This is a genomic window from Anatilimnocola aggregata (assembly GCF_007747655.1).
GTDB lineage: Bacteria > Planctomycetota > Planctomycetia > Pirellulales > Pirellulaceae > Anatilimnocola > Anatilimnocola aggregata.
In genome coordinates this window covers 803,300-816,638 of sequence record NZ_CP036274.1, presented here as the reverse complement: position 1 = coordinate 816,638, position 13,339 = coordinate 803,300, and the positions used below count along the sequence as shown (strand labels likewise).

Sequence of the window (13,339 nt, the reverse complement as noted above, 5' to 3'; positions counted from 1 at the left end):
ATCATGTCTATTCCATCCAAACGTGGCCTTACGTTGGTCGAAGTGCTAGTGGTGGTTGCCATTATCGGCGTGATCATCGCCCTGATACTTCCCGCGGTGCGAACTTCGCGCGAGGCCGCGCGGCGCATGCAGTGCGGCAACAACGTCAAGCAGTTGTTGTTGGGCGTGCAGAACTATCACGATACGTTCATGTCTCTTCCGTATGGGGCAATCAGTCGCAAGGGAAGTAAAGCAGATGGCACGCCGACTTGGGGCATGTCGTGGCTGTTACTCATGTCGCCATTTTGCGAAGGAAAAAGTCCTTACTACCACGCGGCTGAGACGGCAGGCGTCAATGCCATTGGCAATGATTGCTTAAGCCCTGCAGTGCGAGCTGCCGCCGATGGTGTGAAAATGAAATACATGCTCTGCCCGTCGAGTCCACTCCCTGAGATGCAATCGTTGGATAGCCAACAACTTTCGCTACCCAGTTACGCAGGAATCATGGGAGCCAACGTACACTTGGCAAATCCTCCGCTTGACGCCATCGATCCGAAAGGACGAATCGTCGCAGGTCCCTACGGCGGCTTTGCTGCCGCGAATGGCCTGCTCATGGTCAATGAATGTGTTCCCTTCGACAAGTGCAAAGACGGCACGGCGAATACGATCCTCGTCGGCGAAGTTGCCGACTGGTACTACGATCGGGGTGGGCGGCGCAATCCGGCAATGAGTGTCGCCAATGCCGGCGATGGCTACCACGACGCTGCCGGATGGCTAGCGGGGACCAATTTGCCGGGCGCGATCGAGAAAGATGGTTCGCCCGTTGCGCCGGATCACGTTCTCAATTTGGTAACTATCGAACACGCGATTGTTACCAATAATCGTGACGGTACGCAGCCGCAGTGGGGCACGCAAGGGATCGGCCGCTGCGGACTCAATAACCCGCTCCTCTCCGGCCATCCCGCTGGCGTTGTCACCGGTTTCGCCGATGGGCACGTGCAACTAGTAACCAAACAGACTGCTCCCTATGTCCTGAAGCGGCTCGCGATTCGTGACGATGGGGCAGAATTGCCGAGGTTCTAATCATGCGACCACCAATATCATCAGTCATTGTGCTCTTAGTAATTGGCATCTGCGTCTTGTCAATGTTATTTCCCGCCGTGCAGGCCGCGCGCGAGGCTGAGCGGCGGATGCAGTGCGGCAACAACATTAGGCAGTTGTTGCTGGGATTGCAGAACTATCACGATACGTACATGACTTTGCCTTATGGAGCGAGAAACCGCACTGTGGAAGCAAATGCCGACAGATCAACTTGGGGCACGTCATGGCTGTTTGCGACGTCGACCTTCTGCGAATCGAATAACTATTGGGACAAAACATACACAGCGAGCAAGGCAACTCCCAAGAGCGACTTCTGCAGCCACGAGGTTCGAAACGGCGTGGTTGACAGGAAAATGAAGTTCATGCTCTGCCCGTCGAGTCCGCTCCCAGAGATGCAATCGTTGGATGGCCAACAACTTTCGCTACCCAGTTACGCGGGCGTCATGGGAGCCAACGTACACGTGGCTAACTCCCTGCTAGAGGCAACTGATCCAAAAGGTCGAATCGTAGCTGGTCCCTACGGCGGCTTTGCTGCCGCAAATGGCCTGCTGCTCGTGAACGAGGTTGTTACTTTCTCGGACTGCAAAGATGGTACTGCGAATACGATTCTCGTCGGTGAAGTCTCAAGCTGGTATCCCAATCGTGGAGGTCGTCGCAATTTGGCAATGAGCGTGGCCAATGCCGGCGATGGCTATAACGACGTAGCAGGCTGGATTGCGGGAACCAATCTATTGAAGCCAGTCGCAAAGGATGGCCCCGTGATCGGAGTCGATCGCGTGCTGAACCTCATCACCATTGAGCATCCCGTTCTCGACGAGCGAATCGAATTGCCAGCCTGGGGCACGCAAGGCATCGGCCGCTGCGGGCTCAATAATCCGCTGAGTTCTGCGCATCCGGCTGGTGCGGTAACGGGCTTTGCCGATGGCCACTTACAGCTGCTGACCAAACAGACCGCTCCTTACATCCTCAAGCGACTGGCGATTCGCGACGATGGGGCAGAATTACCGGAGTACTAAGACTCCCGACCCCAGGCGACTCAGCTGGCGTACGCACTGCAACAACCTTGGCCCGGCAATTACAATCGCAGGATTGGTTCTTCCGTTCCTGCGATCTTTTGCCACTGCTTGCCATGCCTCGTCTCGCGTTTGTTGGTGTCGATCATCCGCACGGTGCCCATTGGCGGCAGATGTTGCAGAACGTGGCTGCCGCAGCGCCGCTCGTTGCGCTGTTGCCCGCGTTTGACGGAGGGACGACGAGTCTGGAAGAGCGCTATGCCGGGCTGCCGCGGTTCAGCTCGGTGGGCGATCTGCTGCGGTGGAACGAGTTCGATGCAGCTGTCGTCTGCTTGCCGAACTGCGATGGGCCGGAAGTGATTGCGGAGCTAATTCGCGCGGGAAAGCATGTGCTGGCCGAAAAGCCGGTGGGGATGACCGCGGCCAATACGCAGTGCGTTGCTCAGGCCTTGGAGCAACATCCGCAGGTCGCGTTTCAGAACGGCTACATGTGGCGGTATGACGAAGCGGCCGAACGACTGCAGGCCATGGTGCGCGACGAGCGCTTCGGCAAGTTAATCAGCATCGAAATGACCTTCGCCACCAGCGACATTGCCCGCCGCGGGCCCGAGCATTATCTGTTCGATCCGGCCGTCAGTGGCGGCGGCTTCTTCAGTTGGCTGGCTTGCCATCAACTCGATTTGCTCCTGTACATTACCGGTCAGGCAGTCGTCGGCGTAACCGCGCGAACCGGCGTCTTCAGCGAGCAGGCGTCCGCCGTCGAAGACGGGGGAGTGGCGATTCTCGATCTGGAAGGTGGCGGCCTGGCGACGTTTATCGGCGGCTATTGGATTCCGCGCTGGGCGGGCGAAAGTCACTGGCGCATTCGCGGTAGTCAGCGGTGGGTCGAATGGGATCCGACCCGCGCGGGAACCGGCGGCGTGCTCGATATTCACGGCCCAAAACCCCAGTGGCATGCGATGGAAGACTCGTTCACGTTGCCCGTCGATACGGTGCCCGGCTATGGCGGTCGCCGTTGCCTGGCCTTGGTGCAGGATTGGCTCGACGCGATGCAGAACCCGGGGCAGCGCTGCCGGAATACGGCGCAATCGACGCTGCAGACCTTGCAACTGATCGACACGATCTATCAATCCAGCCGCGAAGGGCGGCGGATTGAATGCCGGATCGGTGGCTGATCGTCCGCGCATGTCCGGCAATACTCGCATCCAGCCGCGGCAGCCCTTAAACTTCAGCAACTACCAGCTGAGTACTTGCCCGCAGCTACTTGCCATGAATCGCCAGCCTTATCAAACGCCTCCCCAGTCGTGGCCGCCGCTGATGACACCGTGGATCGTCAAGCTATGGCGACCGCTCATCAATCGCGAGCTGCGCCGGGGGCAGAAGATCACGCATATCGAAGTGCAGGGGATCGAACATCCACAGCAAGCCCTGCGCGACAATTGCGGCGTGATGGTTACGCCCAACCACTCGTTTCATTACGACTCGTACGTGATGATCGAAACGGCCCATCGCGTTGGCCAGCCATTTCACTTTCTCAGCGCCTGGCAAGTTTTCGCCATGAGCAAGCCGTTCGCGCAGCGGGTGCTGCAATGGCATGGCTGCTTCAGCATCAATCGCGAAGCGGCCGATCTGAAAGCCTTCAAGCAGGCGGTCGATATCCTGCAAACGTCGCCGCAGCCTTTGGTGGTGTTTCCCGAGGGAGACATCTATCACAGCAACGATCGCGTCACGCCGTTTCGCGATGGGGCAGCCGCCATCGCCATGTCGGCTGCCAAAAAGAGCGAGCGGAAGATTGTCTGTCAGCCTTGCGCGTTGAAGTGTTTTTACGAGAAAGACCCTTCACAGGAATTGGCCGAGGTAATGACGCGGCTGGAGCAGCGATTCAATTGGCGGCCGCGCACCAGTTGGCCGCTCGATCAGCGAATCTTCGCCTATGCCGATGGTCTCCTCTCGCTCAAAGAGATCGAATACATCGGCCGTCAGCAGAGCGGGACGATCCCCGAGCGAATTCAAGGGTTGGCGAATCATGTCCTCGCGCGCTTGGAGCAAACCTATGGCGTGACGAATGCCGGCGGCATCGTACCCGAGCGGGTGAAGGAAGTGCGCCGCGCGGTCATCAAGCAACTCGAAACTCCCGACCTCGCAGAAGAAGTTCGTCAGCCCCTCGTCGAGGCGATGGACGATCTGTTTTTCGTCGTGCAGTTGTTCAGCTACCCGGGGAATTACCTGGCAGAGAAACCGACACTGGAGCGAACCGCCGAGACGCTCGACAAGTTCGAAGAGGATGTGCTCGAACAGGATTTTCCCGGCATTCGCGGCGAGCGGCACGCCATCGTCCGCTTCGGTCCACCGATCGAAGTTCCCAAGCAGCGCGACCAACGCGACGCAGTCGCCCGCATGACCGATCAGCTCGAACACGCGGTGCAAGGGCTCTTAGACGAAATTAACCAGGAACGAGCCGCTAAGTTCAAGGTCTAAAGCTCAGGATGAAGTACTGGGTTTTGAGTTTTGAGACAAGAGACATGATCTTATGAGACTAACTTCGCATCACACCTGCTGCCTCAGGACTCAAAACTCAGAACCCAAAACTTGCCCTCAATAATATGATTCAACTAAAGAACGTCTCGAAATCCTTCGGCAATTTGCTAGTGCTGCAGCCGACTTCCCTCGAAGTGACGCCGGGCCGCTGCACGGTGCTGATCGGCCCGAGCGGTTGCGGCAAGAGTACGCTGCTGCGGTTGATGATCGGCCTGATCGAGCCCGATGAGGGGGAAGTGCTGTTCGACGGCGAACGCCTAACTAGCAGCAACATTCTCGCTTGTCGCCGCCGCATGGGCTATGTGATTCAAGATGGCGGACTCTTTCCGCATCTCAGTGCGCGAGAGAACACCAGCTTGCTTGCGCGCCATCTGGGCTGGGGCAACGGCGAAGCCAACAAGCGGGTCGATGAACTAGCCGAGCTGACACGCTTGCCGAAAACGGCCCTCGATCGTTACCCGGCGCAACTCTCGGGCGGTCAGCGGCAACGCGTCGGCATTATGCGGGCCCTGATGCTCGACCCGGCCGTCATCCTGCTCGATGAACCAATGGGCGCGCTCGATCCGCTGGTGCGGTACGACTTGCAGGAAGACCTGCGCGGCATTTTTCATTCTCTGAAGAAGACGGTTGTGCTGGTCACTCACGATATGGGCGAAGCGGGCTTCTTCGGCGACGACGTGCTGCTACTCGGCAATGGTCGCATCGTGCAGCGCGGGACGCTCGACGATCTGATTCGCACTCCGGCCGATGACTTCGTGGCGAAGTTCATTCGTTCGCAACGTCTGCCCGAACTAACGGCAAAATGAAATCAACCATGTCCCACCTGCTGCGGATCACCATTGCTTTGATACTTCTCTGGGTTCTGGCCTCGCCTGCCGACGCGCAAGAGAAAGTCGTGGTCGGCTCCAAGTCGTACAACGAGCCGATCATCCTCGGCGAAATGGCCGCGCACCTAGCTCGCCAGGCCGGCGCGCAGGCCACGCATCGCGCGGAGCTAGGCGGTACGCAGATTGTCTATCAAGCACTTCTCAAAGGTGATCTCGATCTGTACTTCGAGTACACAGGGACGCTCCTCGGTGAAATCTTTGCTGGTGAGAATCTGCGCACCGATGATGAAATTCGCGCGGCGCTTGCCACGCAGGGAATTCGCATGGGCAAGCCGTTGGGCTTCAACAATACCTATGCCCTGGGCATGAAAGAGGCACGGGCTGAGGAACTGGGCATCACGAAGATTTCGGATCTGGCTCGACTAGCCTCCACAGACAAGAGAGTTGCCGACCTCAAGATCGGTGTGAGTGACGAATTCATTCACCGCAAGGACGCCTGGCCCGGGCTGAAGGAGCGATATCACCTGCCCTTCGAAGTGACTGGCATGGATCACAACCTGGCGTATCGCGGGCTCGATACTGGCACGCTCGACGTCACCGATATCTACTCGACCGATGCCCAAGTGCAACTCTACAACCTGCGTGTGCTCGAAGACGACCTGGGCTATTTTCCCAATTATTACTGCGTGGCCTTGTATCGCGAAGATCTCGAACAGCGTGCGCCGGAAGTGGTCGCCGCGGTAAAGAAGCTGGAAGGATTGATTGGCAACGGAGCGATGACCGAAATGAACGCCCGGGTGCAAGTCGACCGCCAGAGCGAATCGCAAGTGGCCGCCGAATTCCTGAAACAGAAGCTCGATATCGACGTACCTTTGCCCCCGGACGATCGCTGGCAAAAACTGATTCGCAATTTGACCCGCACCACAGTCCAGCAACTGCGACTGGTCGTCATATCGCTCACGGCAGCGATTCTGGTGGCCGTGCCGCTCGGTATCATCGCCTTTCGCCGCCCGCGCATTGGCCACATCATTCTCGGCGCAGTGGGAGTTATTCAAACGCTCCCTTCATTGGCCGTGCTGGTATTCCTTGTTCCACTGCTGGGAATCGGTCCCGCGCCGGCGATTGCCGCGCTCTTTCTGTACAGCTTGCTGCCGATTGTACGAAACACCTACACCGGGCTGCGCGATATCACGGGCAACCTGCGCGAGTCAGCCACGGTCCTGGGGCTCGATGATTACGCACGGTTGCGACTTGTCGAGTTACCGCTGGCCTCGCGTTCGATTCTGTCGGGCATCAAGACAGCTGCGGTCATTAACGTCGGCGCTGCAACCATCGGCGGCTTGATCGGCGCAGGAGGCTATGGTCAACCCATCATGACAGGGCTGCGCCTGGCCGATACTTCGCTACTGTTGCAGGGCGCCATTCCCGCCGCCTTGATGGCCATCGCCGTCGATAGTCTGTTCGGCTTCGCCGAGCGGTTCATCGTTCCCGCCGGTTTGCAAATCAAGCAAGGCGACTGAATCGACTCGCAAGGCAGATCACACGCGAACTTTGGCTGAAATTCCATTCACTCCTGCAGAGAAGTAGAGATTATGCCAGTCCTTAATAAGGTCATCATTGTTACCGGGGGTGGTACAGGAGTTGGTCGCGAGACATCGCTGGCGATGGCGCGACTCGGTTATCACGTGATCGTGAACTACTCCCGTTCGCGCGAAGAGGCAGAAGAAACCGCCCGCGAAATTAGTGCGCTCGGCGTGCGCGCATTTGCCGTTCAAGCCGATGTGGCCGACGATGCTGCCTGCCGGGCAATAGTGGCGTTTGCGGTGAAGGAACTAGGCCGCGTCGATGTGCTGGTGAATTGCGCCGGGACGACGGACTTCATTCCGTTTCAAGACCTGGATGCCGTGACCGACGAAACGTGGCAACGACTGTATCAGGTGAATGTGGTGGGAGCCTTTCACTGTGCTCGCGCCGTCCGCGAACCAATGCTGGCGGTGGGTGGCGGCACAATCGTCAATGTTTCCAGTGTGGCTGCCCAATTGGGTCAGGGAAGTTCGATTCCTTACTGCTGCACGAAGGCTGCGGTCGACAATCTCACCGTGTCGCTGGCCAGAACGCTGGCTCCGCACATTCGTGTTAACGGAGTTGCGCCAGGTTTCATTGAGGGTCGTTGGACCCAAGGGGGACTGGGTGCGAAATACGACAGCATCAAGCAAGCCTACGAGCGGACGTTGCCGCTCGGGCGAGTTTGTCAGCCGCAGGACATTGCCGACGGCATCGTCAGCCTTATCACCGGCAGCAAGTTGGTGACCGGGCAAACACTCACGGTCGATGCGGGTATGATGATCAGCGGTTTTCAGGTGAAGTTCGATTAACTCGCGGTTATTTAACCCGTACGAGTTTCATGATGCGGCCGGCGACGTTCCAGTCCTGGACGTAGAGGTTCCCCTCTTTGTCCCAGTACGAACCGTGCGTACCGCTGAAGACACCTTCGACCCACTTGTCTTGCGGCACGTTGAAGCCGCGCTTGGCCAGGTCGGCATTGTGCCCCAGCACGGCGATGATGGTGTTGCTCTTGTCGAGAATGACCACTCGCCCTTGCAAGTCGGGCACCGAAACAAAGTCCCCCTGCACGGCGGCCGAAGTGGGCTGTCCCAGGCCGGTGGCCACTTCAGCAAGGAAGTTGCCGTCGAGATCGTAGTGGAGCAAGCGACCCTTGGGGCTGTGGTTACGGTCGCAGATCAGCAGGCGCGCCGGTTCGTACCGAGTGTCGAGCGTCATGCCGTGCGCTGTGTTGAACTGCTTCAGGTCGTTTCCCTTGGTGCCGAAGTGCGCCAGGTACTTGCCGGATTTATCGAACTTGAAAATGTGGTTGCTGGCGTAACCATCCGAGAGAAAGATGTCGCCGTTCGGTGCGACCGTAATGGCAGTCGGGCTGAATTTCTTGAGGGCCAGGCCTGACTCTTCAGGAAATGGAAGCTTCAACACAATCTCGCCGGTGTGCGCGTTGAACTTGATCCCCTCGGCGCTCGAATTGCGCGCGCCATAGATGAACTCAGCATCTCCTTCGCTGCGAATCTCCATATCGTGAATGTTGGTGTACTTTTCGCCCAAGTACTCCTTAATCACCTTGCCATCCGGCGTAAACACGACCACCCCTTTATTCGCGCTGGTGTAAACGTTTCCATCCTTGTCGATCACGACCGCGCCGTGAGTAGGTCCCAGCGCCGAAGTGCCATCGGGACGCAGTCCCCAGCCCGGCACAGTGTCGAATGTCATAATTCCGCAGCCCATGCGCACGGGCTGCACGTTCTCGGCGGCCAGCACGGGGAGTGCGCTCAGGATGGTGATTGCGAAAGTGAAGAGGCGCGAACCATTGGTCATGAGAGGAACTCCAAAGCAGTGTGTTGCGTCGGCAGGAATGGGATTGTCGGGCGGTAAGAATCTGTGCAAGCGAGCGTGGGTAGTATCCGGTTGGAAGAGACAGATTTCAACCGTAAGCGGAAGCGAAGTTAGATTATCGCTACTGGCGGGGACGACGTTCTTCGTAATAATCGCGCAAAATGCCGAGCCGCCAAACGTGATAGCCCACGAGCATTCCAGTCAGTGCGAGCGTTGCTTCCAGGGCAACCCCATAGTGCCAGGGACCAGCCGCAGCGGGGCGCGCGATTAAAAGCAGAGTGCTGCCCAACATCGCCAGCGCGGTGGTCACCACCACCAGGCGAGTTCGAAAATAAAGGCTCGCGGCGCAGATCAGCACGTGATAGCTGCCAAACAGCAGACCGAGCGGGGCGACTAACAGCGAGAGCAGTCCGGTGAGAAAAACGACATCGACAACGCTCCAGCCGTAGGAGATCGCTTCCGTTGTCTGCTGCCGGCGGGCCATGGTTTGCAACAGCCCGCAGGCAATCATCCAGCCCAGGATTGTCCCGCAGATGGGCCAGTGATAATCCCAATCGCGCCCAGCATGCCCGATAAAAATGAACTGCGCCAGCAGCAGCACAAACGCGAGGCTCATCAGGTGTGCCGCGAACACCGGTTCGCGCCGTCCCCACCTGCGCAGTCGATGCCACCACGATCCGGCCCGCGCTTCGAGCGGTTCCTGCCGCAAGAAGCGGTCCAAGTCCTCAGCCAGATTGGTTGCCGACTGGTAACGATTCTCGGGACGTTTCTCCAGGCACTTCAGACAGATCCATTCCAACTCCGGAGGAACCGCGGGATTTAGCGAACGTAGCGAGGGAGGATCCTGCTCCAACACTTGCAGCAAAACTTCCATGGGACCATCGGCGATAAATGGTGGCCGCCCGGTCAGCAGGGCATAGAGAATCGCCCCGAGCGAATAGACGTCCGCTGCAGCTTGGATATCGTGTACTCGCCCCGCTGCCTGTTCGGGTGACATATAGCTGGGCGTACCGAGAACCTGCCCACTGGCGGTTAGTTGACTGTCAACATCCATGCGCCGCGCGAGCCCAAAGTCGGTGATCTTGGGTTCCAAGCGGCCAGTGGCTACTTCGCTGGTGAGCAGGATGTTCGCGGGCTTCAAGTCGCGATGAATCACCCCATGTGCGTGGGCATAAGCCACCGCCGCAGAAATTCGTCGCACCAACCGGGCTGCGTCGCTGGGCGCGGTTGGTCCTTGTTTCACCTGATGAGCCAGGCTGATTCCTTCGACATAACTCATCGAAAAATAGGGGAGGCCTTCGACTTCGCCCGCTTCATGAATTGGCACAATACCTGGATGATCGAGCGAGGCGGCCGTTAGTGCTTCCGCGCGAAAGCGCACCAGATCATGCTCATCGGCAAAGCGACCAGCCAGAATCATTTTGAGGGCGACCACGCGATTCAGCCGGATATGCCGCGCCTTGTAGACGACCCCCATCCCGCCGCGACCTAATTCCTCCAGCAATTCGTAATCGCCAAAGCGGGCTGCTGGCAGCAGTGGTTGAACGACGTCGGGTTCCGCCGATGACGGATGAAAGTCGAGCGTTGGTCGTTCAGCTGGAGGGGAACTATCGTGCCAACGTTGCACCAGGTACTCGACCGACTGTCGTAAGGGCGCCAGTGCCGACCGCAAGCGCTCATGACCCTCCAAAAATTCTGCCAGCGAAGCACTCACTTCGGGGAACTTCGCGAGCAACTCCGCCTGTGACATTGGCCGCCCCGCCTCTTCCGCCTGCAGGAACTCGGCAATGGCAACTTCCAAAGCTTCGGCGGGTGAGTCGAGATCGGCCATGCAGAATTCTCAAGGTGTCGCCGGTAATAAAGTCCAATCGCGGCGGGTTCTTATCGTAGCATTGCGCGCTGACCAATGCGGCGGCCAGATTGCCGCCGCATTCAATCAGAGAACTAGCGCCAATCGAGCACTTGGAACACTCCTTCGCGTTTGCTGATCTTCTCTGGCAGTTCGGCCAGGCGGTCGCGGAAGATGCTCAGGCCAAGCCCAGCGGCAAAGAGAAGTCCGCCGCCAATCGCCAGGTAAACACCAATCGCTACGTTTGGAAAGTAAGCCAGCGTGCCGATGACCACCAGCAAGTAGAGCGACAACGCGCTGCCGCCAAAGATGGCGGGGGACTTGAGTTGCCAGGCATAGCCGGTCACCAGCATGAGGATCGACAAAGCCAGTAGACCCAATTCATCGGGCAGCGAGACCTGGCCCACCGCAAAGCGATAGTGCATGGCCCCGATAAACAGGGCCGCGGTCGGCAGCATGCTGCCAAACCATAGTCCGAGCGTAACGTGATCGGCATCGCTCCGATTCCGCTCTGTGAAGCGGCCGATGTAGCTCGCCACGAGCAGCACCAGACCAACTACCACGGCAAACAGTTCCGCCTTCTGCCAGAGTGTTAGCGTCATCAGCACGTTCAGCATTACGAACGCCAAGCCGGCCAGTGCGATGGTGCAGGTCGCATAAATCCGCCGCCAGGTGGTTGTCGGAGACAGGACGATCGCGACCAGGCCAGCCACAGTGGCCAGAGCCAGGACGCTGAGTAATCGCCAATCGGCCTGATGCGTTACCAGTCGAGCCAAAGCCTGTAACGAGGCCGAAAGTAGTGCCAGCGACAGCAGGGCATTGGCACTGTGGAACATAGCACCTGCTGTGTCGATTTCGCCAGTTTTGCGCGGCGCTTCACCGGGACCGGCGAAGGTATCTTTCGCTGGCATGAGGCGGGCAGCGGCCAGCAAGATCAAGCCCAAGCTCGCGTAGACCATGGTGTACCAGGCATCGGGCACAAGATAGAAATTCGCCAGTTGCCAAACTGCTCCGCAGGCTGCAGCTGTGGCGACATAGATATTCGCGCTCTGACGGAAGAGGATGGCATAGCCCAGATAGAAAATGGTCGCTTGAACAAACACCAGCCCGAGCCAGAGATTGTCGTGCGAGCCGGCTACCGTTTCGACCAGCAGCTGGGAGTTCAAGCCCGCCTTGATGAGGACCGTGTTGAACAGCACATGGAGCAGAATTACGGCTGCACCGACCTGGGCCGAGATCGCCAGTGGTTGCTCCGGGCTGTGGCCTTTCCAGAGCCGGGCAGCCACAAGGTAGGCGAGCGGAACCAACATCACGAGGGGAGCTTGCAACGTCCACGACGTTACTTCCAGGCAGCGGGCCAGACTTGCCGCTGCAACCAGCACGCTGGCCGCTGAGAGAAACACGTGTGCGCTCGCAAACCAGGTCGAACGCCGTTGCAGGAGGACGGCAATCAGGCGGTTGCTCAGCGCGACGAACACCATCGTCCCGAAAAACGCCCAGCCCGTGGGGCGGGTCCAATTCAAATCCGCCGCCAGCAGGCTAGTGGCCAGCACGTGCTGAACCAAACCGGCGAACACCGAGATGGCGGCCAGGACCATCGCCAGCGGGGTCAATCGCTGAGCGATTCCAGTCACGCCTTCATCCAAGCGCGTTGCGAGCAGGGTAATGACGACTGCCGTGAAAGCCGGAATGACAATCAACCACTCGGCGGGCAAACGATAACCGATGAACGTCAATTCGGCACCAATCAAGCAGGCAACAGCCGCGTATACATACCAGCCGAGCTTGCGCACGACGAGATCGCTATAGAGATACAGGTACGCTGCGGCGAGCCACAGACTGCCTGCCAACCAATAATGCTGCGTGAGTCCATTGCCAGTCCAAGTGGTCGAGAACCAACGTTGTTCGGGTGCTAGTAGCTGGACCAGCAATTGGCTGCCGAGGAGCGAGACCACCGCAGCCGCCAATTGGAACTGCCCCGACCAGAAAAGGGGCAAGCCATACTTCCGGCGATTGAAGGGTTCGCCTTCCACGGGAAGTGCCCGTTCTGCATGAATCGAGATGGCAGCCAGCACCATGAAGACGACGCTCAGCCAGGTCGCATCGGCGACAACTCCTTGTTGTCCGAGCAAGAGCACAACCGTCAACGTGATTCCACCTTCCACGGCATAGACGAAGAGCGGATCGCGCAGCAGGATGACAGTCGCAACATACAGCGCCGAGCAGATGACGCCGCCGATCCACAGCTGCCCTTCAAGTGTGAGCAAGCCATGCTCGTGATAAAACCAAAGGTTAAGCGGCAAGAGCAGACAGCCGAGAAATGCCAACGCATGACCGGCGGTCTTGTACCGCGACTTCAAGGCAATACCACAGCCGGCCAGATGCACCAGCAGACTTCCCGCAGTCAGCGTGGCCGCTACCACCAGCTTGTTCTCGAACAGCTGGGAGCTGACGAGCCAGATCACGAGGCCGAGCACCATGAGCCCGCCGCCGAGCATCAACATCCATTGAATGCTGCGTGGATCGAGCAGCGCGACGAGCATGCGCTGCGACCAGTGAGGCACGATGGTTGCCAAAATAGGCGATTCAACGGGCTCCTTAACTTTCCCGGGGCCGGAGTGCATTTGCCC

At 58.6% G+C, this 13,339-nt stretch carries 10 protein-coding genes; 7 read left to right on the top strand and 3 right to left on the bottom strand.

Going from position 1 to position 13,339, the window contains the following annotated elements; all coding sequences use genetic code 11:
* The first annotated feature begins 3 nt into the window (after positions 1 to 3).
* The 7 genes from ETAA8_RS03060 to ETAA8_RS03030 all read left to right on the top strand — a co-directional run bounded on the left by ETAA8_RS03060 (position 4) and on the right by ETAA8_RS03030 (position 7,833).
* A complete protein-coding gene (locus tag ETAA8_RS03060; RefSeq protein WP_145084706.1) occupies positions 4 to 1,062 on the top strand; it encodes a DUF1559 family PulG-like putative transporter in 1,059 nt (352 codons plus the stop codon).
* Positions 1,063 to 1,124: 62 nt separating this feature from the next.
* Positions 1,125 to 2,096 (top strand): DUF1559 family PulG-like putative transporter, encoded by a 972-nt coding sequence (locus tag ETAA8_RS03055; protein WP_238397852.1) that lies wholly within the window; start codon positions 1,125 to 1,127, stop codon positions 2,094 to 2,096.
* A gap of 113 nt (positions 2,097 to 2,209) precedes the next feature.
* A complete protein-coding gene (locus ETAA8_RS03050) occupies positions 2,210 to 3,268 on the top strand; it encodes a Gfo/Idh/MocA family protein (protein WP_145084701.1) in 1,059 nt (352 codons plus the stop codon).
* Positions 3,269 to 3,362: 94 nt separating this feature from the next.
* On the top strand, positions 3,363 to 4,571 hold the full coding sequence (locus tag ETAA8_RS03045; protein WP_238397666.1) for a 1-acyl-sn-glycerol-3-phosphate acyltransferase: 1,209 nt from the start codon (positions 3,363 to 3,365) through the stop codon (positions 4,569 to 4,571).
* Between the two features lie 125 nt (positions 4,572 to 4,696).
* Positions 4,697 to 5,437 (top strand): ATP-binding cassette domain-containing protein, encoded by a 741-nt coding sequence (locus tag ETAA8_RS03040; RefSeq protein ID WP_145084698.1) that lies wholly within the window; start codon positions 4,697 to 4,699, stop codon positions 5,435 to 5,437.
* 8 nt (positions 5,438 to 5,445) lie between these two features.
* Positions 5,446 to 6,978, top strand: a complete 1,533-nt coding sequence (locus ETAA8_RS03035; RefSeq protein WP_238397665.1) for an ABC transporter permease/substrate-binding protein — start codon at positions 5,446 to 5,448, stop codon at positions 6,976 to 6,978.
* Between the two features lie 72 nt (positions 6,979 to 7,050).
* Positions 7,051 to 7,833, top strand: a complete 783-nt coding sequence (locus ETAA8_RS03030) for an SDR family NAD(P)-dependent oxidoreductase (protein ID WP_145084693.1) — start codon at positions 7,051 to 7,053, stop codon at positions 7,831 to 7,833.
* Positions 7,834 to 7,840: 7 nt separating this feature from the next.
* Here the strand turns inward: ETAA8_RS03030 and ETAA8_RS03025 are convergent, their stop codons facing one another.
* The 3 genes from ETAA8_RS03025 to ETAA8_RS03015 all read right to left on the bottom strand — a co-directional run bounded on the left by ETAA8_RS03025 (position 7,841) and on the right by ETAA8_RS03015 (position 13,273).
* The gene (locus ETAA8_RS03025) at positions 7,841 to 8,842 is read right to left on the bottom strand and encodes an NHL repeat-containing protein (protein WP_145084690.1); all 1,002 of its coding nucleotides are present in this window, start codon (positions 8,840 to 8,842) and stop codon (positions 7,841 to 7,843) included.
* A gap of 139 nt (positions 8,843 to 8,981) precedes the next feature.
* Complete coding sequence (locus ETAA8_RS03020) at positions 8,982 to 10,691, bottom strand: serine/threonine-protein kinase (protein WP_145084687.1); 1,710 nt, start codon at positions 10,689 to 10,691, stop codon at positions 8,982 to 8,984.
* Positions 10,692 to 10,804: 113 nt separating this feature from the next.
* Positions 10,805 to 13,273, bottom strand: coding sequence for a hypothetical protein (locus ETAA8_RS03015; RefSeq protein ID WP_145084684.1), 2,469 nt, complete (start codon positions 13,271 to 13,273; stop codon positions 10,805 to 10,807).
* Between the last annotated feature and the right edge of the window lie 66 nt (positions 13,274 to 13,339).